Here is a 23,707-nt window from a genome sequence, read left to right on the forward strand (position 1 = left end):
CAGACAACGGAGTGCGCCATGCCCTTACCCGACTTCAAATCCTCTGAACCTTATACCCTCGGCATTGAGCTCGAACTCCAGGTGGTTAACCCGCCGGGTTACGATCTGAGCCAGGACTCCTCTGCCCTCATCGCCGCCGTCAAAGACGACATCAAAGGGGGCGAAGTCAAACACGATATCACCGAAAGCATGCTCGAAATCGCCACCGGCGTGTGCCAGACCATCGACCAGGCAGCGGCGCAGTTCTCGGTGATGCAGCAGAGCATCCTGCGCGCGGCGGCGGAGCATCACATCCAGATCTGCGGCGGCGGAACGCACCCGTTCCAGAAGTGGCAGCGTCAGGAGGTGTGTGACGACGAGCGCTATAACGTCACGCTGGAGCGCTTTGGCTATCTGATTTTGCAGGCGACGGTGTTCGGCCAGCACGTACACGTCGGCTGTCGGACCGGGGACGACGCAATTTATCTACTGCACGGCCTGTCGCGCTTTGTGCCGCACTTTATCGCCCTGGCCGCCGCATCACCGTATATGCAGGGCACGGACACGAAGTTCGCCTCATCGCGTCTCAACATCTTCTCGGGCTTCCCGGATAACGGACAGATGCCGTGGGTCAACAGCTGGCAGGAGTTCGAGGGGCTGTTCCGCCGCCTGAGCTCCACCAGCATGATCGACAGCATTAAGGATCTGCACTGGGACATCCGCCCCAGCCCGCATTTTGGCACCGTTGAGGTACGGGTGATGGATACCCCGCTGACGCTCGGCCACGCGATTAACATCGCCGGGCTTATTCAGGCGACGTCGCACTGGCTGCTGACCGCGCGGCCGTATAAGCATCAGGAACGGGATTTTCTGCTGTATCGCTTTAACCGTTTTCAGGCCTGTCGCTACGGGCTGGAAGGCATTCTGACAGACGTGCATACCGGCGAGCACAAAACCGTGGCGGAAGATATCGCCTGGCTGCTCGAGCAGGTTGCGCCGTCCGCCGAGAAGCTCGGCGCGACAAGCGCCATCAAGGAAATTGCCCTGCTGTTAAAGCAGGGCAAGAGCGAGGCGCAGCGCATGCGGGACTTTATCGCCGATGGCGGCTCGCTGATTTCTCTGGTGCAGAAGCACTGTGAGCTGTGGGCGACGAGTCCGTAAGGCCGTGGCCCCACTCGCGCAGGCGCTGGAACAGCACGAACAGCGCCGGGATGAACACTATCCCCACCACGGTCGCCACCAGCATGCCGCTGAAGACCGTAGTGCCGATGATGCGGCGGCTCTGGGCACCCGCCCCGGTCGCCAGCATCATCGGCAGGACGCCGATAATGAACGACACGGCGGTCATCATTACCGCGCGGAAGCGGCGCGATGCTCCCTCCCGTGCGGCATCGACAATCGCCATTCCGTCCATGCGCCGGGCGCGGGCAAACTCCACGATAAGAATTGCGTTCTTGGCGGCGAGGGCTATCAGTAGCACCAGACCAATCTGCACATACACGTCGTTGGCGTAGCCCGCCAGCCACAGCCAGACCAGCGCCCCGCCGATGGCGAACAGCACCGAGAGCATCACGCTCGCCGGCAGCGTCCAGCTCTCATACTGGGCGACGAGGAACAGCCACGCCATCACCACCGCCGCCAGCACAATCCATATCGCCTGATTGCCGGTCTGCTGCTCCTGATACGACATGCCGCTCCAGGCGTAGTCGTACCCGGCTGGCAGGTTTTCCGCCAGAATCTCGCCCATCGCCGCCATTGCGGTGCTGCTGCTCACCCCTTCCGCTGCCGAGCCGCTCACCGATACCGACGGGAACTGGTTGTACTGCTGAATAAATGGCGCGCCGACGGTCGGCGTGATGGTGACGAGGTTGCTCAGACGCACCCGCTCGCCGCTGTTGCTGCGCACGAACAGCTCGCTGATTTGCTCCGCGCGCTCGCGCCACTGCATCTCGTTCTGCATCACTACGTGGTAGACGCGGTTGTTGACGCTGAAATCCCCGGCGCGCGTGCCGCCAAAGGCGGTTTGCAGGCTGCTGAAGATGCGTGACACCGGCACGTCGAGGCGGGCCGCGCGCTCGCGGTCAACGGTGAGCGTCATCTGCGGCACGTTGCTGCTCCAGGTGGTGAACACGCGGCTCAGCTGCGGGTGCTGGTTGGCTTTCGCCAGCACCTCACGCGTCACGCGCTCCAGCTCCGCCGGGCTTTGCCCCGCCTGCGCCTGAATGCGCAGGTCGAAGCCGGAGGCGTTGCCCAGCCCCGGCAGCGTCGGCGGCGCAAAGGTCATGATGGTGGCTTCCGGCAGGGCCAGCAGCTGTCGCTGAAGGGTGCCCATCACCTCATCCAGCGGCGGACGCTCGCTCCAGTCTTTGAGCATGATGGAGATAAACCCGCCGTTCGATGCGCTGGTGCCGTTGAGGATGTTAAACCCGGAGACCTGAATCACGTCTTCTACCGCCGGGTTTTTAGCGATCAGCTCGCGCGCGGTGGTCATCACCGCTTCGGTGCGCTCCAGCGAGGCTGCCTCCGGCAGCTGGACGCTGGCGAAGAAGTAGCCCTGATCCTCCTGGGGCAGGAAGCCCTTTGGCATCGACATAAAGCTGAATACCACCACCGCCGCCGCGCCTGCGGTGGCCAGCAGCGCCAGCCACGGACGGAGGTTGAACACGCTCACGATCCGGGTGTAAAGCGTGCGCGTGGCGTCCAGCCCGCGGTTGAACCCACGGAAAACGGCGGCGGGCTGTGCCGGTCGCGGGCGCAGCAGCAGCGCGCAGAGCGCGGGCGTCAGGGTCAGCGCCACCAGGCTTGAGAGCGTGACGGCGGTCGAGAGCGTCACCGCGAACTGGCGGTATAGCTCGCCCACGATCCCTGGCAGGAGCGCCACCGGTTCAAACACCGCCAGCAGCACCAGCGTGGTGGCAATCACTGGCCCGGCAATCTGGCGCAGCGCCAGCGCGGTCGCCGCCGTGCGGCTCTGCCCTTCCGCCATCAGGGTTTCGACGCTCTCCACCACCACGATGGCGTCATCCACCACCATGGTCAGCGCCAGAATGATGGCGAACAGGCTCAGCGTATTGGCGGAGTAGCCGAGCGTATAGAGCACCGCGAAGGTGCCCACCAGCGACACCGGAATGGCAAGGGCGACAATCAGCGTCGCGCGCCAGCTTTGCAGGAACAGGGACACCACGACCACCACCGCCAGCATCGTCAGCGCCAGCGAGACGCCAATCTCTTTGATGGTGGCGGCCACAAACGAGGTGGTGTCGAATTTGACTTCATAGACCAGATCGTCCGGGAAGCGCGTGGATAACCGTTCCAGCTCCGCGCGCACCGCATCGGCCACGCGCAGGGCGTTGGCGGACGGCGTCGGGTAGATACCCAAATAGGCGGAGTCATGCCCGTTCAGCTGCGCGCCAGAGCTGTAGCTGCGCGAGCCAAGCTCGATGGTGGCGACGTCCTTCAGGCGCACCAGCTGCCCCATCTCCCCGGCGCGGATAATGATATTGGCAAAGTCGTCGGCCTGGTTTAAGCGCCCCAGCCCGTTAATGGTCAGCGTCTGCTGCTGGCCGTTAAACACCGGCGGCGTGCCGACCTGGCCCGCCGCCCCCTGCACGTTCTGCTCGCGCAGCGCCTGCGCCACGTCATCGCTGGTCACGTTCAGGGCGTTCATACGGTCCGGCCTCAGCCAGATGCGCATGCTGTAGTCCCGTGCGCCAAACATCTGTACCTGCCCGACGCCCGGCAGACGCGACAGCGCCTCGCGCACCTGGGTGCTGGCGTAGTTGCTGACGAACAGCGGCGTGTGGGTGTTGTTCGGTGAGTAAAGGCTTACCCCCATCATCAGGTTGGTGGCCCGCTTGCGCACCTGCACGCCGTTTTGCTGCGCCTCGGTCGGCAGCTGTGCCATGGCCTGCGCCACGCGGTTCTGCACGTCGATGGCGGCGAGATCCGGATCGGTGCCCGCCGCAAAGGTGATGTTCAGGCTGTAAGCGCCCTCATCCGAACTGGTGGACTCCATATAGAGCATGTGATCCACGCCGTTCAGCTGCGTTTCCAGCGGCGTGGCGATGGCCTCCGCCACGTCAGCCGAGCTGGCGCCCGGCCATGACGCTGACACATTCACGACCGGCGGGGTGATCTGCGGGTACTGCTCCACCGGAATAATCCTCAGCGCGATGGCCCCCAGCAGGGTGATGACCAGCGCAATCACCATCGCAAAGCGCGGGCGTTTGATGAAAAACGTCAGCATGATGGCTCCTTAATTCAGTATCTGGACGGCAACGCCTGGCTGCACGCGCTGCGCACCGTCAGTAATCGCTCGCTCACCGGGCTTCACGCCGGAGGCAATCTGGAACTGCTGGCCGATCTGCCCGGCGACCTTCAGCGGACGCATTTCGGCTTTATCCTCGGCGTTAATCACCCAGGCGAAGAACCCGTCGCCATTCTGCTGTACGGCAGCGGCGGGCAGAGTCAGCACCGGTAGCTCGCTTGCCGGACGCAGGTAAACGTTCACATTGCCGCCGGGCAGCAGCTGATGGCGCGGGTTGGCGAACTCGGCGCGCAGCATCACGCTGGCGGTACGCGGGTCGATGCGGTTGTCCACGCAGGTGAGTTCCCCGCTGATGCGCTGGCCGTTGCTGTCAATCAGCGCCTGCCAGGCCTGCTTCATGGCGCTGATATCCGCATGCTGTCCGGCTTTGGTGGCAAACGCGCCCTCTTCCAGCGCAAAGGCGATGCGGATCGGATCGAGCTGCTCCACCTCCACCAGCACACCGCTGGCAGGATTCACCAGGCTGCCGACGTGAAAGTTGCTGTGCCCCACGCGTCCGTCAATCGGTGAGGTAATGCGCGTGTAGTTGAGGGTGACGCTGCGGGTCTCGAGCCGGGCTTTCGCCTGCTCCAGCGCGGCGCTGGCGACGTCGCGCTGCATGCGGGCGTTGTCCACGTCGTGGCGGCTGATGGCGTTGCTGCTGCCCAGGCTTTCGAAGCGGGACAGCTGCTGCTGCGCCTGACGCAGCGTGGCTTCGGCGCTTTTCACTTCGGCCTGCGCCAGACGCAGGGCGGCGCGCGGCTCGGCGTCGTCCAGTTCGAACAACACGTCGCCTTTTTTCACATACTGGCCATCGCGGAAGTGGATTCTGGTGATGACGCCTTCCGTACGTGCACGCAGTTCAACGGTGTGGATAGCTTCAATGCGGCCCGGAATTTGGCGCTCGGCGGCGTGGGCGGTTTGCTCCACGGTGGCGACGCGAACGGGAATGACTGCGGCGAATGCGGGTTGCAGGGTGCAGGCGAGGAGCGCGAACAGGAGTGGGAATTTCATTAAGAAGTACCTCGGCGTTGTTTTCCCTCACCCCGGCCCTCTCCCACAGGGAGAGGGCGGTCAGGGTTCCCTCTCCTTGTGGGAGAGGGTTAGGGTGAGGGCAAAAAGTTATGCAGCCTTACGGAACCTGCGGGTCAGTCGCTTCTCGATTTCGACGACGAAGAACATCACCCCCGCCACCGCCAGCGTCACGAACCAGTAGCGCAGCGGCAGCGCTTCGGTGCCGAACAGCATCTGCATAAACGGCAGGTAGATGATCGCCGCCTGGAGCAGGAACAGCACGCCCGTTACCAGCCAGATCCCTTTGTTCGCCAGCAGGCCGCGGTTCAGGGAGAACCCTTCGGTATTGCGGCAGTTAATCATGTACACCCACTGGGCGCAGACCAGCATCTGGAGCAGCACGGTGCGGATGAACTCCGCGCTGTGCCCGCGCGGGGCCAGCCAGGCTTCAAGCGCAAAGGCGGCGATGGCAATCATGGTGCCGACGAAGGCCACGCGCCAGACGGCGTAGGCATCCATCACGTGCTGCCCGGTCTGGCGCGGCGGGCGGCGCATGATGTTGCGCTCGGCGGCCTCAAAGGCCAGGCCGAAGGAGAGCGTGGCGGAGGTCGCCATGTTCATCCACAGAATCAGCACCGGCGTCAGCGGAATGATGTTCCCCGCCAGCAGCGCAATCACAATCAGTAGCCCCTGCGCCAGGTTGGTCGGCATGATGAACAGGATGGTCTTCTTCAGGTTGTCGTAAACGCGACGCCCCTCTTTCACCGCGCTGGCGATGGTGGCGAAGTTATCGTCCGTCAGGACCATGTCCGCCGCCTCTTTGGTGACTTCCGTGCCTTTGATGCCCATCGCGATACCCACGTCCGCCTGGCGCAGCGCCGGCGCATCGTTCACGCCGTCACCGGTCATGCCGACGATTTCGCCTTTTTCCTGTAACGCTTTCACCAGGCGCAGCTTATGCTCCGGGCTGGTACGGGCGAAGATGTCATATTTTACCGCCGCTTCCGCCAGCTCGGCGTCGTCCATTTTCTCCAGCTGATAGCCGGTAACCGCCTGCTCGCTGTTGGTGATCCCAAGCATCTGGCCGATGCTCATCGCCGTCTGCGGGTGATCGCCGGTGATCATCTTCACGCGGATCCCCGCCTGCTGGCAGGCGTTAATCGCCTCAATCGCTTCCGGACGCGGCGGATCCATCATCCCGGCGATGCCGAGGAAGATCAGGCCGTGGCTCAGATCGTCGTGAGTCAATGCCTGCTCACCGTTCGCTGGCTTGAACGCCGCGGCGACCATGCGCAGCCCCTGACGCGCATAGCGCTCCATCTCCGTTTCCCAGTACGCGCGGTCAAAGGCTTGCGCACCGTTGCGGGTCTGCTGCTGCTCACACAGGGCGAAAATCACGTCCGGCGCGCCGGTGATCAAAATCTGCTCCTCACCGCCAATCTGGTAGTGGGTGCTCATGTACTTGTACTGAGAGTCGAACGGGATCTTGTTAACCAGCGTGGTCACGACCGGCTCGAGGTGGGCCTTGGCCGCCAGCACCTTCAGCGCGCCCTCGGTCGGGCCGCCGGTGATGCCCCACAGGCCGCGCTCGTCCTGAATCAGCTGGCTGTCGTTACACAGGTCGATGGTGCGCAGGTACTGCTCCAGCACGGTGCCCGGCTGGATCTGCACCGGCTCATCGCTGCCTTCGAGATAGATGTTGCCCACCGGCTCGTAGCTGTTGCCGTCCACGCGGTAGCAGGTGTCGGCGGTAATGATGGCTTTCACCGTCATCTCGTTCATGGTCAGGGTGCCGGTTTTATCCGAGCAGACCACGGTCATCGCGCCCAGGGTTTCAACCGTCGGCAGCTTGCGGATAATCGCCCGCTTGCGCGCCATCGCCTGCACGCCCAGAGAGAGGATGATGGAGATAATTGCCGGCAGACCTTCCGGTACGGAGGCGACCGCCAGGCTAATCAGGGAGAGCAGCAGCTCGCCCATCGGGATCTCGCGGAACACCAGGCTGAAGACAAACAGCGCGGCCATCATCGCCAGAATGATGGCGAAGATCGCTTTGCCCAGCTTGTCCATCTGCACCAGCAGCGGGGTGCGGTGTTTTTCAATGCCCGCCATCATCTGGTTGATGTGGCCGAGTTCGGTCTCCTGGCCCGTGGCAATGACCACGCCCACGCCGCCGCCCGCGCTGACCGTCGTACCGGAAAAGACCAGGTTCGTACGGTCGCCCAGCGGTAATTCGCCGCTCAGCGGGTTCGTGTGTTTATCCACCACGGTGGATTCACCGGTCAGAATAGCCTCTTCCACGCGTAAATTATGCGCTTCGATTAAGCGCATATCCGCCGGAATACGATCTCCTGCGCGCAACACAATAATATCGCCCGGGACGATTTCCGTCGTCGGGATAGTTTCATGGTTGCCGTTACGAATAACGCGCGCCTCGCTGGAGAGCATATTGCGAATACTCTTCAGGGATTTTTCCGCGTTACTTTCCTGAATGTGGCCAATTAAGGCATTGATTACCGCCACGCCCAGAATAACCAGCGTATCAACCCAGTGTCCCATTACTGCCGTTAATACGGCGGCTGCCAGCAGGACGTAAATCAGGACATCGTTAAAATGCGCGAGAAAACGCAGCCAGCCCGGCTTGCCTTTTTTCTCCGGCAGCGCGTTCGGGCCATGTTTCTGCAAACGTGCCTGCGCCTCGGCGCGGTCCAGGCCATTAGCCTGGCTCTGCGCCTGAGCAAGCACCTGCTCTACGGTCTGCTGGTACGCCTGCCCGCATGCGGGTGGCATATTCTGCGAGAAATTTTTTTTGGTCATGGTATTTTTCCTTCAATATCCGGTGGACGGAAGCCGGAATTCCTTTCTGGCTTTAAATAATTCATTTTTAAGTCTTGCGGGTTAAATTGATCTACCGCAATATATTGACTACCCGGTTATTCAAAACTGATTAAAATTATTTCGACGCGTTGATTTTTACAAAATATTTCTAAACCAACACTAAACGAGGAGGAAGCATGTTTGGTATTTATCGCGCACGGCGCCTGGCGTTATACATTGTCGCAGCCATTGTTATTGCGACGTTAATTGGATATAGCACCTATAGCTTTGTAAAATTATTTTCATGAGAAAGACGTTTATTTACATAACGCGATATTAATTTAATCGCCCCGAAAATATTATCTGTTTTCTGTTATTAATTCGCAGAATAACGGTGGCCTTTCACCCAATTTTGCCAGCGGGGATGATATTGCTTTACGTTTCAGGATGCCGGACAATGACATTTTTAACTGACGATTAACATTACGATGAAACACCCGTTAGAATCGCTGCTCACCGCAGGGGGCATTTTGCTGATGGCCCTGCTCTCCTGCCTGCTGTTACCTGCGCCGTCGCTGGGTCTGGTGCTGGCGCAGAAGCTGGTTCAGACCTTTCATATGGTCGATCTGAATCAGCTGTACACCATTCTGTTCTGTCTGTGGTTTTTGGTGCTCGGCGCCATCGAATTCTTTATCCTGCGTTTCATCTGGCGCCGCTGGTTTTCACTGGCGTCGTAAGCCAGTGAGATCGCGCATCCCGTGGATCAGCGCTTCACACCAGGCCGCGTAGTCGTGGCCGCTGGATGAGGGGTGGAAGCTGACGCGGTAGCCTTTTTTCCTCAGCACCTGTTCAAAATCCTGCGTGGTGCGATAGATGCCGCCGCCCGGCCCCGCGGTTTCAAACTTCCCGGCCTGTAACCAGAAGCGCACCGGATACGGTGGAGACTGTTGGTACTGACGCGTCAGCCAGCCCGGGGCGTCACCTTCCGGCGCCCACCAGTAAGAACCGGAAAGGCTCAGCACGTTGCCAAACAGGCGCGGATAGCGCAGCGCCACCCATGAAGAGGCAATTCCCCCGTAGCTGGATCCTGCCAGTACGGTTTTCTGCCGCTGCATGCCGATGCCCTTCCCCCGCAGCCACGGCAGCAGCTCGTGCGCCATAAAGTCAGCAAAATCCGGGTTCGGCGGCAGCTCGTTGCCGCGACGGGCGTGATCGAGGCTGTCGATAAACACCACGTTAATCGGCGGCAGGTGATGCCGGGCAATCAGACCGTCCAGCACGTTGGCAAAATGGTATTCGTCCTGATAAACCTGTCCGTCGAAAAGGATGAGCGTCCAGCGTGCAGGCTGTGCGCCGCGCGGTTGGTAGATCATCACGTCGCGGGCGTTGCCAAGGATGTGGCTGGAAAAACTCTGACGGCTCAACGTCCCGTGCACCAGCGGCTTTGCCGTGGCTTGAACGGAGCAATAGCGCGCCGGGCTGAGATCGAGCAGAGAAAAGCGATTCCAGCGATCGGTCTTCTGCTCCCCGAAGGTATTCGGGTTAAGCGGATCGGCCTGCGCGCTTACCAGGATGGCGCGGCGTTGATCGCGTGTGGAACCCTCGACGATCGGCACATCGGGCGCGAGCTTGTACTGCATTACCGTATCAGCGGGGACTACATAGCTGCGGAACCAGACGTCGCTGTTGCCCAGGCGGAACAGCGGATCGTGATCCCCCGCCGGAGAGCCGAGAATGAAGACGTTATCCCGCGCGCCGCGCCACAGAAAGGTCACGCGCTTATGGCTCGCATCTACCGGCTCCACCATCGGCGTTCCCTGTCGACGCTGCGCCTGCCAGAACGCCTCGGTACTTCCACCGGCAGAAATGACGCTTGCCAGCGCCTTCAGCGTCGGGCTTTCAGGCGCCAGCATCTGCACGCGTGGTAACGGAGAGGTCTCTTTCATCCGCCACTGAAAACGCCACGGCTTACCGGCTTCTCCGTGTAGCACCAGCGAGGTGTTCTGTTTCACCGGCAGGGCAAACAGCAGCGTGTGTTCCCCGTCCGCAGGACCATTTTCGATCAGCGTGCGGATGCGGCGGTTTTGCCCATCAAGCAGGCGCGCATCCGTCACGCCATTCAGCGTGGCGGAAACGTAGTTTTCACCCAGTTCAGGCAGGGAGAAGCAGACTTCGCCGCTGGCATCAAACTTTCCCTGAATATCGCCCTGCCGGGACGTCTGCTCGCACGTTGCCGCCACGGCGGGCAGCGCGCCGATCCCCAACAGCAACCCACTCCATACCCTCTTCATTACCGCTTGTTCCCCAACGAAATTTGTTAACAACGCTAATGCAAATGGTAATAATTTGCAATATCATCAACGGCGATTTACCGGTGATTTTATGGCGATAGCAACCAAGGACGTTCAATAAAAATGTTTAAAAATAATAAGATAATGCGGCTCTGGCTACTGAGTCTGGCGACGACCAGCGTCGCGGCTCAGGCAGAAACGAAAGAAGAAACGATTACGGTGACGCAGGGCGTGAGTGAAGAGCCCACTGCGCCCGTAAAAGGCATTGTGGCGACGAAAACGCTCTCCGCCACCAAGACCAGCGCGGAGATCGTGAAGACGCCGCAGTCGGTATCGGTGATCACCCGCGATCAGATGAACATGCAGGACGTCACCTCCGTTTCGCAGGCGCTGCGCTACTCGGCGGGCGTGTTTACCGAGTACCGGGGCTCGTCTAACCGTAACGACGAGGTGTTTGTGCGCGGCTTTAGCTACGTGCCGAAATTCCTCGACGGCTTAAGCTTTGGCGCAACGGCCTCATCACAGACGGGCACAGTTGACCCGTGGCTGCTGGAGCGCGTGGAACTGGTGCGCGGCCCGGCCTCGGTCCTGTTTGGACAGGTCAATCCTGGCGGGTTAATCAGCATGACCAGCAAGCGCCCGACGGCGGAGGCCATTCACAACGTGCAGTTCCGCACCGGCAATAACGATCTCACCGAAGGTGCGTTTGATTTCGGCGGCAGGCTGAGCGACGACGGCCGCGTGCTGTATCGCGTGAACGGTATCGCCCGTACGCAGCATAATCAGGTGGACGATTATAAAGAGACGCGGATGGCGATCGCCCCGGCAATCACCTGGTACCCGAACGATCAGACCCGCTTTACGCTGCTGACCAGCTACCAGAAAGATCCGGATGCCGGATACCGCAACTTCCTGCCCGCGTATGGCACGGTGAAAAGTGCCGACGGGAAGTACATCCCGCGCGATTTTAACGTCAGCGATCCGAATTACAATCAATCCTGGCGCGAGCAGACGATGATTGGCTACGAGCTGGAACACCAGTTCGCCGACAACCTCACCTTCCGCCAGAACGCCCGTTACGCCACCATCAAGCAGAAATATCGTTATCTGGTTTACGCCAACAGCGCGGCCAACAGCACGATGTTGACCCGTCGCGCCCAGCGTGAAGCGCGCACGACCAACGAATTTGGCCTTGATAACCAGCTGGAATATCAGCTGGAGACCGGAAGCGTCAGCCACACCCTGCTCGGCGGGTTTGATTACAAGACCAGCAAGGATAAACAGCTGCTGGCGCGCGGGAGCGGCTCACAGTATGACCTTGACTGGACAAACCCGGTTTACGGCGTGAACGTGGATGAAAGTACCTTCAAAACGGCGTCCGACGAGCAGCAAAATCTCGACCAGATGGGCCTGTATCTTCAGGATCAGATGAGCTGGAACAACTGGGAGTGGCTGGTTTCCGGGCGCTACGACTGGAGCGAAGTGCGTACCAGCGACTTCACCGATAACAGCGTTACGCAGCAGAACGACAGCAAATTTACCTGGCGCACTGGCCTGCTGTACGCGTTTGATTCTGGCCTGTCGCCGTACATCAGCTACAGCACCTCGTTTGAACCGAACCTGCAAACCAACCGTGCGCCGGGCGTTGCGCCCTTCAGGCCTACTACCGGGGAGCAGACCGAGATTGGCGTGAAATATCAGCCGGTCGACACCACGCTGATGACCCTGGCGCTGTACGATTTAACTCAGAACAACGTCGCGACTTATAACAGCGCTGAAGGCTGGTTCGAAAATGCGGGCAAGGTGCGTTCGAAAGGCGCTGAAGCGGAAATCCACGCCACGCTGATGGATAACATCAACCTGATTGGCTCCTACACTTACACCGATGCAAAAACCGAAAGCACCACGGTGGCGGGAACTGAAGGCAAAACGCCTGCGCGCATTCCGGCACATATGGCATCGGCGTTCGCCAGCTATACCGTTCCGGGCGGCGCGCTGAAGAGCCTGACCGCTGGCGTGGGGATGCGCTACATCGGCACCAGCTACGGCGATGCGAAGAATACCTTCAAGGTGCCATCGGTGGATCTGTATGACGCGATGCTGCGCTACGACCTGGGCGAGATGAACCGCAGCCTGAAAGGGGCAAGCGCGCAGTTCAACGTCAATAACGTGGCAGACACAAAGTATGTGGCGTCGTGCGCAAGCGATACGGCGTGCTTCTACGGGATTGGCCGGACGGTGACGGCGACGGTGAATTACAGCTGGTAAGCATGGTGCGGTCTGATCCCCTCACCCTAACCCTCTCCCCATAGGGGAGAGGGGACGATTACGCCCTCGCCCCTTTGGGGACAGGGCCGGGGTGAGGGGATGTTTTTCAGTGCGCCCGACCGTGATTTTCTTTGCGGTACGCCCCGGGCGGCTGGTTGAAGGTGCGGGTAAAGATGCGGGTAAACGTCTGCTGCGAGTCAAACCCGTAGCGCAGGCAGATATCGTACACGCGCTCGTCTGACTCACGCAGATCGCGCGCCGCCATCAGCAGCTTGCGTTCGCGGATGTAGCGCCCCAGACTTTCGCCTTTGTACTGCATAAACAGCCGCTGTAAATGCCATTTTGAGTAACCCGCATGGCGGGCAATCTCTTCGATGCGTAACGGCTGGTGTAGGTTGTCATCGATCCATTCGACAATCGTATCAATGACCTGAGCGGAAATCGTCATACTGCTCTCCCCCTCTGCTTCTCGCTTAAACATTATTCCCACCACTCGCGAAATTGTTGCGTGGTATCACTCACCCGCACGGGCTCGCCCAGCTCCGGCGTCAGCAGCCGGTAGTTTTTATCCTTGCTGGCTTTCGCCAGCTGGATCGGTGGATCGTTCCAGGTATGTTTCGCCAGCACAAAACGCCCGTTATGTCCCGGTACGACCGCTTTGGCATTGAGATCTGCCGAGGCCTGCGCCGTTTCCGCCGGATGCATATGGATGTACTTCCAGTCCTGGTCGTACTGCCCGTTTTCCATAATGGCTAAGTCCACTCCGCCAAACTGCTCGCCAATAGCCTTGAAGTGCGGGCCGTAACCGGAGTCTCCGCTGTAGTAAACCTTTCGCTCTGGGGTGACAAACATAAAGCTCCCCCACAGGGTCTGGTTACGCTTAATGCCGCGCCCGGAAAAATGGCGCGCGGGCAGAACATGTACCGTCAGCGCATCGCTGATATGCACCGATTGGTTCCAGTCCCGCTCGTCGATTATCTCCGGGGTCATCCCCCAGTAGCGCAGATGCGAACCCACGCCCAGCGGCGTGACCACGCGCTTAACCTTCGGCAGCAGCGCCTTGATGGTGGCGTAATCCAGATGGTCATAGTGATCGTGGGAGATAATCAGCAGGTCGATCTCCGGCATGCTCTCCGCACGCCACGGGTACTCCCCCGCAAATGCTTTATTGAGAAACGAGAACGGTGCGGCGTAGCTACTCAGAACCGGATCGATCAGGATGCGTTTCCCTGCCAGCTGCATATACCAGGAGGAGTGGCCGAGCCACACCAGCGTGTCCTGTTCAGGCGACAGGCTAGCCAGATCGGTTTTCACCAGCGGCAGCGGCTGCGCAGGACGGGCGTTTTCGGTTTTACGGGTAAGGAACTGCCACCATGCCACCAGCATATTTTGTTGCCCGGTAAAGCCCGGCGTAGGGAGCGTGTTATGGAATTGCCCGTCGCGATAGTGCGGAGAGGCTTCCACTTCAGAGAGCTGCGCACCCTGCGGTGGCTGGCCAAATCCGGCATTCAGTACAAATGGTAAACTGGCAGCTGAAGCAATAATCATGACTAACACCACGCAGATGAATAGAGGCTTTTTCATTTCCTGACCCGCCTACGCGCCCCATCCGATGGTTTGCGCGGGTGATACTTGATTATGAGTGAGTAAGCACTCATTATAGATAGGATGATTACGCCGTCAAGAAGGTTTTCGATCTTTGACATTCCGCGTTGCAGCGTATCAAGGCTCGTGTTTCAATCAGGGCTTTTACAATTGACGGGAGGAAAAATTTAGTGGCACGTCCGAAGAGTGAAGATAAAAAACAGGCCTTACTGGAAGCAGCAACGGCTGCGTTTGCGCAGTCAGGTATTGCCGCCTCAACGGCGTTAATTGCCCGTAATGCGGGCGTCGCTGAAGGGACACTGTTTCGCTACTTTGCTACCAAAGACGATCTGCTGAATGCCCTCTACCTGCATCTGAAGCAGGATCTCTGCCAGACCATGCTGGCGAATCTCGATCGCACCATCACCGAGCCAAAAGAGCATACCCGCAATATCTGGAACAGCTATGTGGACTGGGGCATTCGTAACCCCCTGGCGCATGCGGCTATCCGTCAGATTGGCGTCAGTGAAAAGCTGAACGCCGAAACCGAGCAGGCGGTGAAAGACATGTTCCCGGAACTGCATGAACTGTGTCGTCGTTCGATCCGCCCGGTGTTTATGTCTGACGAGTTTAAGACCTTCGGTGATGCAATGTTCTTATCGCTGGCTGAAACCACCATGGAGTTTGCCGCCCGCGATCCGTCCCGTGCCGTCGATTTTAAAGCGCTGGGCTTTGAAGCCATGTGGCGCGGGCTTGCTGAGGAAGATAACCATGGACAGTAAATCCTTGCAGGAACATGCCAGACGCGTCGCGCTGGAGATGCCTTTTACCGAACATTGCTGGCCGTTTGGCCCGGAGTATGACGTGTTTAAGGTGGGCGGGAAAATTTTTATGCTGATGGCGACCGCACACGGTCGGGCCCACGTCAGCCTGAAATCCGATCCGGAAAAATCGCTGCTCAATCAGCAGATCTACCGTGGCGTGGAGCCCGGTTACCACCTGAATAAAAAACACTGGATCTCCCTTTATGGCACGGACGACATCACGCCTGAACTGGTCACCGACCTGATTACGGATTCGTGGAATCTGGTCGTTGATAAACTGCCGAAAAAAGATCAGAAGTGGATTCGCCCAGCCTGATTGTTCGTCTCAGACGAACAGAATAAGCGCTCGAATCGCACTTATCTTTTCCCGCTTCGCGCGGTAATCTGCTTTCCTTTCACGCCCGCCCGCGGGCGAATTTCATCACCAGGAGTTGTTATGGATATTATTTCTGTCGCCCTGAAACGCCACTCTACCAAGGCGTTCGACCCAGCCAAAAAACTGACCGCAGAAGAAGCGGAAAAAATCAAAACGCTGCTGCAATACAGCCCGTCCAGCACCAACTCCCAGCCGTGGCACTTTATTGTTGCCAGCACTGAAGAGGGTAAAGCGCGCGTGGCAAAATCCGCGGCGGGCACCTATGTGTTTAACGAACGCAAAATGCTGGATGCCTCTCACGTAGTGGTGTTCTGCGCGAAAACCGCGATGGACGATGCCTGGCTTGAGCGCGTTGTCGATCAGGAAGAGGCTGACGGCCGTTTCGCCACGCCAGAAGCAAAAGCCGCGAACCACAAAGGCCGCTGCTATTTTGCCGACATGCACCGCGTGGATCTGAAAGATGACGACCAGTGGATGGCGAAGCAGGTTTACCTGAACGTCGGCAACTTCCTGCTGGGCGTGGCCGCGATGGGCCTGGATGCGGTACCAATCGAAGGGTTTGACGCCGCGATCCTCGACGAAGAGTTTGACCTGAAAGAGAAAGGCTTCACCAGCCTGGTGGTGGTCCCGGTCGGGCATCACAGCGTGGAAGATTTCAACGCCACGCTGCCGAAATCTCGCCTGCCGCTGAGCACGATTGTGACTGAGTGCTAAGCGCTTCTGGCACGCCGGCTATCGGCGTGCCCGTTTTCAGTAAAGCGTTATCTGCGGATGCTTTACCCCGCACACCAGCGCATAACGCGTTAATGTATCGAGACTCGCCCGGGTAATATTTGCTTCCATTCGTGATACCGTCGGTGCGCTGACGCCCATCCGCTCCGCCACCTGGGCGCGCGTCAGACCAGCATGATTGCGCCATTGCGCCAGCATCTCCCGCAGACGCTCCTTGCGCTCTTCTGCATCAAAGGAAGCCTGAATTTCTGAATCGCTTAACAGTTCAGCTCTGAGTTCATCCCAGTCAATAATCTTCTTGCTCATCCAACATCTCCTGTTGTCGTTTCAGTGCCAGACGGAGTTCAGCAGAGGGCGTTTTTTGCGTCTTCTTGATAAACATCCGCAGGCAATGAGAGGATCTCCTCTCTGACTGCCGCATGAACGATAAGTCTGAACACTGTATTTCATCCCTGATAATATTAGCATGTAAGGCAATTTGCATTAAAGGCTAATTTTGCCTTTCGTGATTCACCTTACCAGCTTATTCCAGGCAGGACCGGAGCAGCGTTGATTCCCTGAAAGCCCCTCGCAAAAAATTTATATCCCCTGCTCCGCCAGCCACGCCATCGCCCTCTCCCCTGCCTCATCCACGGGTAAATAGACCAGCAGCCGCGATCCGTTTCGCGGGGCGGAGTACCAGTACATCTGCTGGAGATGAAAATCCCCCAGCTCGGGATGGGTGAACAGCTTGAGCTGGTTCTCCACGCCGCGCACGTCGTTACGCTGGTGCCACAGGGTTTTGAACTCTTCGGACACCGCAAAAAAACGCGCCAGCTTCGCTTCCCAGAGCGGGTCGCCACGGTGCTCAGCCATTGCCGCGCGGAAGTAGGAGACGAAAATCGGCAGCACGTCGTCACGTTTGCCGAGCCGCGCGCGCCACGCCGGATGGGTGAGGAACAGGTAAATACAGTTGCGATCTTCCGGCGGGATAGCGTTGAAATCGACGCCCATCAGGTGTCCGAAGCTGTCGTTCCACGCCACGATATCAAAGTTCGGTTTCTGAATGCTGGCGGGTTTCGGCATCAGGGTATCCAGCAGGCGACGCGTGCCTTCGCTGATCCCCTCACAGCACACCGCCTGCGGGGCTTCGCCCGGCGGCAAACCGGCAAGCACAAAAAGATGCCGGGCTTCGGTCGGGGTGCATTGCAGCGCTTTTGCGATGGCGGCCATCACCGCGCTGGACGGATTGACGTCCCGGCCCTGTTCCAGCCAGGTGTACCAGGTCACGCCGACATCCGCGAGCATCGCCACCTCTTCCCGGCGCAGGCCCGGCGTGCGGCGGCGGCCGCTGCGCGGTAAGCCGAGGCGCTGCGGATCGAGGCTTTCGCGCCGGGCACGCAAAAACGCGCCCAGCTGCTTGCGGGTGTCATCCTGGAGAGAGGTGACAGGTTCAGACATCAGCGCCATAACATCTCCTGCATGGTAGTGCCAGTACCAGTATAAGTAAGAACTGGTACCCGTTTATCAGATGATTGATGCTACGACTCTACGCTGTTTGACGCAATGGAGTCACCATGAATACGTCAGTTGTTTCACCGGGTCGTGCGGGCCTGATATTGCTGTTAACCGGCCAGATGCTGCCGCTGATTGATACCTCAATCACCAACGTGGCGCTGGATTCCATCACCCATTCGTTACACGCCACCGCCACCGAACTGGAGCTGATCGTCGCCCTCTACGGCGTGGCCTTTGCCGTCTGCCTGGCACCCGGCAGCAAGCTGGGCGATAACCTTGGCCGCCGTCGCCTGTTTATGTGGGGCGTGGCGTGTTTTGGCCTGGCCTCACTGCTGTGCGGCATGGCGGGCAATATCGAACAGTTGCTTGGCGCGCGCATTATTCAGGGTGCGGGCGCCGCGCTGATCATGCCGCAAATTCTCGCGACGTTGCATGTGACGTTAAAAGGAACGGCACACGCCAAAGCGATCAGTCTGTTCGGCGGTATCGGCGGAATTGCGTTTATCGTCGGCCAGATGGGTGGCGGCTGGCTGGTGTCGGCGGACATCGCCGGGCTTGGCTGGCGTAACGCCTTCTTTATCAACGTGCCGATTTGTCTGGTGGTGCTGGCGCTGAGCCGTCGCTACGTACCGGAAACCCGCCGCGACACGCCGTCGCGCATTGACTGGACCGGGACTGTCCTGCTGACGGCAATACTGTGCTGTCTGCTGTTCCCGATGGCGCTCGGCCCGCAGTGGCACTGGTCGTGGCCGCTGAAGGCCGCACTGCTGGCGATTGTGCCGCTGGTCTGTGTAATGGTGCTGAACGCGCGCAAAAAAGAGCGTGAGAATGCCCACCCGCTCATCGCGCCGCGCCTGTTGCAGCTGCGCAGCATCCGCTTTGGCGTGCTAATCGGGATACTCTTTTTCAGCGTCTGGTCCGGGTTCATGTTCTGTATGGCGCTGACCATGCAAAGCGGTCTGGGGATGGCGCCGTGGCAGTCCGGGAACAGCTTTATCGCGCTTGGCGTCACCTATTTTATTTCTGCCTGGTTCGCCCCACGCCTGATTGCCCGCTACAGCACCAGCGCCATCCTGCTGACCGGACTTGCGATTCAGCTTGTCGGTCTGGTGGCGTTGATTGCCACGTTCCGTCACTGGGGAACGCAGAATACCGCGCTGACGCTGGCCCCGGCCACCGGGCTGGTGGGTTACGGGCAGGCGCTGATTGTAAACAGCTTCTACCGTATCGGGATGCGTGATATTCAGCCTGACGACGCGGGGGCCGCGAGCGCGATTTTAAGCACGCTGCAACAGGCTGCGCTGGGGCTTGGCCCGGCCATTTTCGGCGCGATTTTGCTGCACGGGCTGCAAAATCATCACGGAGATTACACCCAGGCGGTCAATGTCTTCCTGATGGTGGAAACGGCCATGATGGTGGTGCTGGCGCTGGCCACGCTGCGTATGCGCCATCGTCTGTGTTTACCGGTCGTCAAGGCCTGTCCGGCGACAAAATAAAACTGCCTGAATTTGCATAATAGATCCGCAGCCGCCATTATGGGGCTGCATCAATACAGGAGACGTTATGCAGGAATTAATTGCTCAGGTTGAAGAGTTAGGGATTGAAATTAATCACACCACCTCTTTAGTGATTATCTTTGGTATTATTTTTCTTACGGCCATTATCGTTCATTTTATTCTGCACAAAGTGGTGCTGCGCGCATTCGAGAAACGCGCCCAGGCCAGCAGCCATTTATGGTTGCAAATCATTACGCAGAACAAGTTATTTCACCGTCTGGCGTTTACCCTCCAGGGGATAATCGTCAACGTTCAGGCGGTTCTGTGGCTGCAAAAAGGCAGCGAAGCGGCGGAATTACTTACCACCTGCGCGAAATTGTGGGTGATGGTTTATGCCCTGCTCTCCTTCTTCTCGTTGCTGGACGTGATTTTCAATCTGTCGCAGAAAATGGCCACCGCGTCACAGCTGCCGCTGAAGGGGATATTCCAGGGCATCAAGCTGGTGAGCGCCATTCTGGTGGGGATACTAATTATCTCCCTGCTGATCGGTCAGTCACCCGCCATTCTGATAAGCGGCCTGGGTGCGATGGCTGCCGTTCTGATGCTGGTCTTTAAAGACCCGATACTCGGCCTGGTGGCCGGTATTCAGCTCTCCGCCAACGACATGCTCAAGCTCGGCGACTGGCTGGAGATGCCGAAATACGGCGCCAACGGCACGGTGACCGACATCGGCCTGACCACCGTTAAAGTGCGCAACTTCGATAACACCATCACCACCATCCCGACCTGGGCGCTGGTGTCCGATGCGTTCATCAACTGGAGCGGCATGTCCGCCTCCGGTGGTCGCCGCATCAAGCGCAGCCTGAATATCGATACCACCAGCATTCATTTCCTCGACGAGCAGGAGCAGCAAAAACTGATTCAGGCGAAACTGCTGAAGCCGTATCTGGCGGCGCGTCATGAGGAAATTAACCTGTGGAATCAGCAGAACGGCGAAGGGGAATCGGTATTAAACCTGCGCAAGATGACCAATATCGGCACCTTCCGTGCCTACCTGAATGAATATCTGCGCAACCACCCGCGTATTCGTAAAGATATGACGCTGATGGTGCGCCAGCTCGCGCCGGATGCCAACGGGCTGCCGATTGAAATATATGCCTTTACCAACACGGTGATCTGGGCGGAATACGAAGATATTCAGGCCGACATCTTCGATCATATTTTCGCGGTGGTGGATGAATTTGGCCTGCGTATTCACCAGTCGCCAACCGGAAACGATATTCGCTCGCTGGCTGGCGTCATCGCCAGATAATCAGGTGCTGGCGCGGGAAATAAAGCGCCAGTCCATCATGACCCTCTCCGTGGGCGCATCCGGGTTGTCGATCTTATTTAACAGCAAATTGACTGCCTTGCGCCCGATATCCCGCGACGGTTGTTCAATGGTGGTGAGAGAAACCATCTCCGCCAGCTCGGTGCCGTCAAAGCCGACCACCGCGATATCTTCTGGCACCCGCAGCCCTGCCTGCTGAATGGCGCGCAGCGCCCCCGCCGCCAGCGTATCGGAAACGGCAAACACCGCATCCGGCGGGTTTGCTTTTAGCAGGTTTTGCATCGCCGCCATGCCCGCACCAGAGCTGAGCTCACTGGCGTACTCCACCGCCTGATAGTCCAGATCCCGCAGGTGGATCACGCTCTTGTAGCCGCGTTCGCGCAGGCGGGCATATTTGTAGCTGAGATCGTGGTTGATCATCGCGATACGCTTGCGGCCGCCGTCGGCCAGCTGGCTGACGGCATGCTGTGAAGCGTCCACATCATTGATGCCGACGCAGGAGACCGCGCCCGCATCGGCATATTCGGCGCACTGCACCCACGGTGCAGAACCAATCAGCGCGGCAAGTTCCGGCAGCTTCGAGAAGGCGTCCATGGTGATAATGCCGTCGACGATTTTGCCGGAGAGCAGGCTTAAGCCCGAGCGGGAGCGCTCAATATCCGAGCCGGAGTTGCACAGCAGAATGCGATAGCCGTTCTTTTCCGCCTCGGCTTCGATACCCTTCACCACTTCGGCGCAGAACGGGTTGGCGATGTTCGAGACCATCACCAGGATCATATAGCTGCGGGCAGTGCGCAGCTGACGCGCCAGCAGATTGGGCTGGTAGTTACTCTCCTGGATCGCCTGCAAAACGCGCTCGCGGTTTTTCGCCTTTACGGTATCGCTGTTATTCAGTACGCGGGAGACCGTTGCCACGGATACCCCGGCCAGTTGAGCGATTTTCTGAATTGACATAGCGACGATACATCCTGCGGTTAGCGTTTTGTGCAGGCTACCATAAATTGATTGCCCGGCGAACCGGGCAATACGTCAGTATTCCACGCGCACCCAGCGCTGCTGCTGATGACTTTTCACAATTGCATCAATGATATACATCACACTGGCGCCATCGTAAAAGGTGGCAAACTGCGGATTATCCGGCATCGCGCCCGCCTGCACGGCACGGTAAAACTGCGCCATCATATTTTTAAAGGCATCCGGCCAGCCTTCAATGTGCCCGCCGGGGAAGTGGGCGCTGTCGGCCACGTCAGGGTTCATCAGGCCTGGATCGTCGGTGAGCGTCTGGTTTGCCCGGGCGCGATGGCCGATCCACAGCTGCTGCGGGATTTCCTGATCCCACGCCACCGACTGCTCGCTGCCGTTAATTTCAAAGGTCAGGCGGTTTTTTCGCCCCGCGCTCACCTGCGAGACGCTAAAGCTGCCCTTGCTGCCGTCGTCAAAGCGGAACAGCACCGAGCCAAAATCTTCGGTGGTGACCGGTTTGACTTCATACTCCGCCTGCTCGTCATGGGAGAAGGTCTGATAACCACCCGCGCTGGCCTTGCGCCTCGGCCAGACGATGGATAAATCAGCCATCACCTCGGTAATGCGCCTGCCTGTCACATACTGTACCGTATCGCACCAGTGGGAACCGATATCCGCCACCGCCCGCGACGCGCCGCCGAGCGCGGCATCCACCCGCCAGTTGTAGTCGGTTTCCAGCAGCATCCAGTCCTGCAAATAGCTGCCGTGCGAGGCGAACAGCCGCCCGACGGTGCCCGCGCGCATCATGCTCGCCGCCTGGCGCACCATCGCAAACTGACGATAGACAAAGCTCACGCCATGCACCACGCCCGCCTGCTCTGCCAGCGCCACCAGCTCGCGCGCCTCGTCCGGCGTCATGCACAGCGGCTTTTCGGAAAACACGTGCTTGCCCGCGCGCAGGATCTGGCGGTTAATCTCCGCGTGCAGGTGGTTCGGCGTGCAGTTGTGCACCGCATGCAGATTGGGGTGCGCGAGCAGTTCTTCCACGCTGGCGTAAGCATGCGGGACATTTAGCTGGCGCGCCTTTTCCTGCGCCTTAACGAGCGAACCGTCGCAGAGCGCGACCACCTGCACAAACCCGAGACGCCTGAGCGCCTCGATGTGTGCCGGGCCAATAAACCCGCTGCCGATAATCCCGACGTTAATCATGGCAGCCCCCTGCGGCGAAATCATCAAACGCCCGTCCGGAAACGGGAATAATGTGGCGGCGGATAAATTCGCTGCCCTCACTCGCGCCGGTATCGCCATCCTTCAGGCAGCACTCCCACTCCAGCACCGCCCAGCCGTCGTAGTCGTACTGGGTCAGCTTGCTGAAGATGCCCTTAAAGTCGATTTGCCCGTCGCCGGGCGAGCGAAAGCGTCCGGCGCGGTTGATCCACGGCTGGTAGCCGCCGTAGACGCCGCTGCGCCCGCTGGGGCGGAACTCCGCGTCCTTCACGTGGAACGCTTTAATGCGCGCGTGGAAGATATCGATAAAGGCCAGATAGTCCATCTGCTGAAGCAGCATATGGCTCGGGTCGTAGAGAATGTTGCAGCGCGGATGGTTATCCACCAGCGCCAGAAAACGCTCGAAGGTCACGCCGTCGTGCAGATCTTCCCCCGGATGCAGCTCAAAGCAGACGTCCACCCCCTGCTCGTCGAAGGTATCCAGTATTGGCCGCCAGCGGGTTGCCAGCTCCTCGAACGCTTCCTGAAAACGCTGCTGGTTATGCGGCGGCCACGGATAGAAAAACGGCCACGCCAGCGAGCCGGAGAAGGTCGCGTGCGCCTTCAGCCCTAATCTGGCCGAAGCGACCGCCGCCTGCTTCAGCTTTTCCGTCGCCCACGCCCGGCGCGCCGCCTCGTTACCGCGCACGGCGGCGGGTGCGAAGTGGTCAAACGCCTCGCTGTAAACCGGATTCACCGCCACGAGCTGCCCTTCCAGATGGGTCGACAGCTCGCTGATAACCAGCCCGTGTGCGGCCAGCCTGGCGGTGATGTCGTCGCAGTAGGCCTGGCTCTCTGCGGCTTTCTCGACGTCAAAGATGTGCGGATGGTTGCAGGGGATCTGCACCGCCTTATAACCTTTACCTGCCGCCCATTCAGCAAGCCCGTCGAGCGAATTAAACGGCGCTTCTGCGCCAATAAACTGCGACAGAAAAATGCCCGGTCCTTTCATTGTCCTCATACC

General features: G+C 59.2%; 19 protein-coding genes and 1 pseudogene. 8 read left to right on the plus strand and 12 right to left on the minus strand.

Annotated elements, in window-relative coordinates; all coding sequences use genetic code 11:
* Window positions 1–18: 18 nt before the first annotated feature.
* Entirely contained in the window at window positions 19–1,140 is a 1,122-nt protein-coding gene (locus ACOTXD_RS07155; RefSeq protein WP_003858868.1) for a YbdK family carboxylate-amine ligase, read from the plus strand.
* Here the strand turns inward: ACOTXD_RS07155 and ACOTXD_RS07160 are convergent.
* From ACOTXD_RS07160 to ACOTXD_RS07170, 3 genes are all read right to left on the minus strand, one after another.
* The gene (locus tag ACOTXD_RS07160) at window positions 1,070–4,225 is read right to left on the minus strand and encodes an efflux RND transporter permease subunit (RefSeq protein ID WP_421766392.1); all 3,156 of its coding nucleotides are present in this window, start codon (window positions 4,223–4,225) and stop codon (window positions 1,070–1,072) included. The genes ACOTXD_RS07155 and ACOTXD_RS07160 overlap by 71 nt on opposite strands.
* Window positions 4,226–4,234: 9 nt before the next feature.
* Window positions 4,235–5,299 (minus strand): efflux RND transporter periplasmic adaptor subunit, encoded by a 1,065-nt coding sequence (locus ACOTXD_RS07165; protein ID WP_061855926.1) that lies wholly within the window; start codon window positions 5,297–5,299, stop codon window positions 4,235–4,237.
* A 108-nt stretch (window positions 5,300–5,407) separates the two neighbouring features.
* Window positions 5,408–8,116, minus strand: coding sequence for a cation-transporting P-type ATPase (locus ACOTXD_RS07170; protein WP_061855927.1), 2,709 nt, complete (start codon window positions 8,114–8,116; stop codon window positions 5,408–5,410).
* 488 nt (window positions 8,117–8,604) lie between these two features.
* On the opposite strand from ACOTXD_RS07170, the gene ACOTXD_RS07175 reads away from it, so the two are divergent.
* Entirely contained in the window at window positions 8,605–8,853 is a 249-nt protein-coding gene (locus tag ACOTXD_RS07175) for a DUF1158 domain-containing protein (protein WP_003858875.1), read from the plus strand.
* Here the strand turns inward: ACOTXD_RS07175 and ACOTXD_RS07180 are convergent.
* Window positions 8,839–10,407: an alpha/beta hydrolase-fold protein gene (locus ACOTXD_RS07180; RefSeq protein ID WP_045332430.1), complete on the minus strand. Its 1,569-nt coding sequence runs from the start codon at window positions 10,405–10,407 to the stop codon at window positions 8,839–8,841. The two genes, ACOTXD_RS07175 and ACOTXD_RS07180, sit on opposite strands and share 15 nt — an antisense overlap.
* Before the next feature lie 123 nt (window positions 10,408–10,530).
* Between ACOTXD_RS07180 and ACOTXD_RS07185 the strand changes: the two genes are divergently transcribed.
* Window positions 10,531–12,675, plus strand: a complete 2,145-nt coding sequence (locus ACOTXD_RS07185) for a TonB-dependent siderophore receptor (protein ID WP_061855929.1) — start codon at window positions 10,531–10,533, stop codon at window positions 12,673–12,675.
* A gap of 106 nt (window positions 12,676–12,781) precedes the next feature.
* Here ACOTXD_RS07185 and ACOTXD_RS07190 read toward each other — a convergent pair whose 3' ends face one another.
* Window positions 12,782–13,123 carry a RamA family antibiotic efflux transcriptional regulator gene (locus ACOTXD_RS07190; protein WP_003858880.1) on the minus strand — a complete coding sequence of 114 codons (342 nt, stop codon included), beginning with the start codon at window positions 13,121–13,123 and terminating at the stop codon, window positions 12,782–12,784.
* Window positions 13,124–13,155: 32 nt separating this feature from the next.
* Complete coding sequence (locus ACOTXD_RS07195; RefSeq protein WP_061855930.1) at window positions 13,156–14,259, minus strand: RomA family MBL fold metallo-hydrolase; 1,104 nt, start codon at window positions 14,257–14,259, stop codon at window positions 13,156–13,158.
* A gap of 191 nt (window positions 14,260–14,450) precedes the next feature.
* Between ACOTXD_RS07195 and ACOTXD_RS07200 the strand changes: the two genes are divergently transcribed.
* The 3 genes from ACOTXD_RS07200 to nfsB all read left to right on the plus strand — a co-directional run bounded on the left by ACOTXD_RS07200 (window position 14,451) and on the right by nfsB (window position 16,173).
* Window positions 14,451–15,041 (plus strand): TetR/AcrR family transcriptional regulator, encoded by a 591-nt coding sequence (locus tag ACOTXD_RS07200; protein WP_003858882.1) that lies wholly within the window; start codon window positions 14,451–14,453, stop codon window positions 15,039–15,041.
* Complete coding sequence (locus ACOTXD_RS07205) at window positions 15,031–15,399, plus strand: MmcQ/YjbR family DNA-binding protein (RefSeq protein WP_003858883.1); 369 nt, start codon at window positions 15,031–15,033, stop codon at window positions 15,397–15,399. The genes ACOTXD_RS07200 and ACOTXD_RS07205 overlap by 11 nt, the downstream gene beginning before the upstream one ends.
* Before the next feature lie 120 nt (window positions 15,400–15,519).
* Window positions 15,520–16,173 carry an oxygen-insensitive NAD(P)H nitroreductase gene (gene nfsB, locus ACOTXD_RS07210; protein WP_061855931.1) on the plus strand — a complete coding sequence of 218 codons (654 nt, stop codon included), beginning with the start codon at window positions 15,520–15,522 and terminating at the stop codon, window positions 16,171–16,173.
* A 36-nt stretch (window positions 16,174–16,209) separates the two neighbouring features.
* Here nfsB and ACOTXD_RS07215 read toward each other — a convergent pair whose 3' ends face one another.
* The 3 genes and pseudogenes from ACOTXD_RS07215 to ACOTXD_RS07225 all read right to left on the minus strand — a co-directional run bounded on the left by ACOTXD_RS07215 (window position 16,210) and on the right by ACOTXD_RS07225 (window position 17,640).
* The gene (locus ACOTXD_RS07215) at window positions 16,210–16,497 is read right to left on the minus strand and encodes a helix-turn-helix domain-containing protein (protein ID WP_003858885.1); all 288 of its coding nucleotides are present in this window, start codon (window positions 16,495–16,497) and stop codon (window positions 16,210–16,212) included.
* Window positions 16,478–16,579, minus strand: a pseudogene (locus ACOTXD_RS07220) (type II toxin-antitoxin system RelE/ParE family toxin); the annotation flags it as partial. The gene ACOTXD_RS07215 and the pseudogene ACOTXD_RS07220, both read right to left, overlap by 20 nt.
* Window positions 16,580–16,770: 191 nt before the next feature.
* On the minus strand, window positions 16,771–17,640 hold the full coding sequence (locus ACOTXD_RS07225; RefSeq protein ID WP_003858886.1) for a helix-turn-helix transcriptional regulator: 870 nt from the start codon (window positions 17,638–17,640) through the stop codon (window positions 16,771–16,773).
* Window positions 17,641–17,747: 107 nt separating this feature from the next.
* On the opposite strand from ACOTXD_RS07225, the gene ACOTXD_RS07230 reads away from it, so the two are divergent.
* Together ACOTXD_RS07230 and ACOTXD_RS07235 are read left to right on the plus strand one after the other, a co-directional pair.
* Window positions 17,748–19,184: an MFS transporter gene (locus ACOTXD_RS07230; RefSeq protein ID WP_061855933.1), complete on the plus strand. Its 1,437-nt coding sequence runs from the start codon at window positions 17,748–17,750 to the stop codon at window positions 19,182–19,184.
* Window positions 19,185–19,251: 67 nt separating this feature from the next.
* Window positions 19,252–20,496, plus strand: a complete 1,245-nt coding sequence (locus ACOTXD_RS07235; protein WP_022650531.1) for a mechanosensitive ion channel family protein — start codon at window positions 19,252–19,254, stop codon at window positions 20,494–20,496.
* Here the strand turns inward: ACOTXD_RS07235 and ACOTXD_RS07240 are convergent, their stop codons facing one another.
* From ACOTXD_RS07240 to ACOTXD_RS07250, 3 genes are all read right to left on the minus strand, one after another.
* A complete protein-coding gene (locus tag ACOTXD_RS07240) occupies window positions 20,497–21,468 on the minus strand; it encodes a LacI family DNA-binding transcriptional regulator (protein ID WP_003858889.1) in 972 nt (323 codons plus the stop codon).
* A 75-nt stretch (window positions 21,469–21,543) separates the two neighbouring features.
* A complete protein-coding gene (locus tag ACOTXD_RS07245) occupies window positions 21,544–22,686 on the minus strand; it encodes a Gfo/Idh/MocA family protein (RefSeq protein ID WP_032628156.1) in 1,143 nt (380 codons plus the stop codon).
* Entirely contained in the window at window positions 22,679–23,704 is a 1,026-nt protein-coding gene (locus tag ACOTXD_RS07250) for a sugar phosphate isomerase/epimerase family protein (RefSeq protein WP_048241213.1), read from the minus strand. The genes ACOTXD_RS07245 and ACOTXD_RS07250 overlap by 8 nt, the downstream gene beginning before the upstream one ends.
* Between the last annotated feature and the right edge of the window lie 3 nt (window positions 23,705–23,707).

Origin of the sequence: Enterobacter cloacae complex sp. CDL013, from assembly GCF_049238805.1 — a bacterium.
Classification (GTDB): Bacteria; Pseudomonadota; Gammaproteobacteria; order Enterobacterales; family Enterobacteriaceae; genus Enterobacter; species Enterobacter hormaechei_C.

What these genes read in the sequence shown, in the direction of transcription:
- ACOTXD_RS07240 (WP_003858889.1), bottom strand. Translation starts at nt 21,468, where the DNA reads ATGTCAATTCAGAAAATCGCTCAACTGGCCGGGGTATCCGTGGCAACG.
- ACOTXD_RS07195 (WP_061855930.1), bottom strand. Translation starts at nt 14,259, where the DNA reads ATGAAAAAGCCTCTATTCATCTGCGTGGTGTTAGTCATGATTATTGCT.
- ACOTXD_RS07190 (WP_003858880.1), bottom strand. Translation starts at nt 13,123, where the DNA reads ATGACGATTTCCGCTCAGGTCATTGATACGATTGTCGAATGGATCGAT.
- ACOTXD_RS07160 (WP_421766392.1), bottom strand. Translation starts at nt 4,225, where the DNA reads ATGCTGACGTTTTTCATCAAACGCCCGCGCTTTGCGATGGTGATTGCG.
- ACOTXD_RS07205 (WP_003858883.1), top strand. Translation starts at nt 15,031, where the DNA reads ATGGACAGTAAATCCTTGCAGGAACATGCCAGACGCGTCGCGCTGGAG.
- ACOTXD_RS07155 (WP_003858868.1), top strand. Translation starts at nt 19, where the DNA reads ATGCCCTTACCCGACTTCAAATCCTCTGAACCTTATACCCTCGGCATT.
- ACOTXD_RS07170 (WP_061855927.1), bottom strand. Translation starts at nt 8,116, where the DNA reads ATGACCAAAAAAAATTTCTCGCAGAATATGCCACCCGCATGCGGGCAG.
- ACOTXD_RS07235 (WP_022650531.1), top strand. Translation starts at nt 19,252, where the DNA reads ATGCAGGAATTAATTGCTCAGGTTGAAGAGTTAGGGATTGAAATTAAT.
- ACOTXD_RS07185 (WP_061855929.1), top strand. Translation starts at nt 10,531, where the DNA reads ATGTTTAAAAATAATAAGATAATGCGGCTCTGGCTACTGAGTCTGGCG.
- ACOTXD_RS07225 (WP_003858886.1), bottom strand. Translation starts at nt 17,640, where the DNA reads ATGGCGCTGATGTCTGAACCTGTCACCTCTCTCCAGGATGACACCCGC.
- ACOTXD_RS07245 (WP_032628156.1), bottom strand. Translation starts at nt 22,686, where the DNA reads ATGATTAACGTCGGGATTATCGGCAGCGGGTTTATTGGCCCGGCACAC.
- ACOTXD_RS07250 (WP_048241213.1), bottom strand. Translation starts at nt 23,704, where the DNA reads ATGAGGACAATGAAAGGACCGGGCATTTTTCTGTCGCAGTTTATTGGC.
- nfsB (WP_061855931.1), top strand. Translation starts at nt 15,520, where the DNA reads ATGGATATTATTTCTGTCGCCCTGAAACGCCACTCTACCAAGGCGTTC.
- ACOTXD_RS07230 (WP_061855933.1), top strand. Translation starts at nt 17,748, where the DNA reads ATGAATACGTCAGTTGTTTCACCGGGTCGTGCGGGCCTGATATTGCTG.
- ACOTXD_RS07180 (WP_045332430.1), bottom strand. Translation starts at nt 10,407, where the DNA reads ATGAAGAGGGTATGGAGTGGGTTGCTGTTGGGGATCGGCGCGCTGCCC.
- ACOTXD_RS07215 (WP_003858885.1), bottom strand. Translation starts at nt 16,497, where the DNA reads ATGAGCAAGAAGATTATTGACTGGGATGAACTCAGAGCTGAACTGTTA.
- ACOTXD_RS07175 (WP_003858875.1), top strand. Translation starts at nt 8,605, where the DNA reads ATGAAACACCCGTTAGAATCGCTGCTCACCGCAGGGGGCATTTTGCTG.
- ACOTXD_RS07165 (WP_061855926.1), bottom strand. Translation starts at nt 5,299, where the DNA reads ATGAAATTCCCACTCCTGTTCGCGCTCCTCGCCTGCACCCTGCAACCC.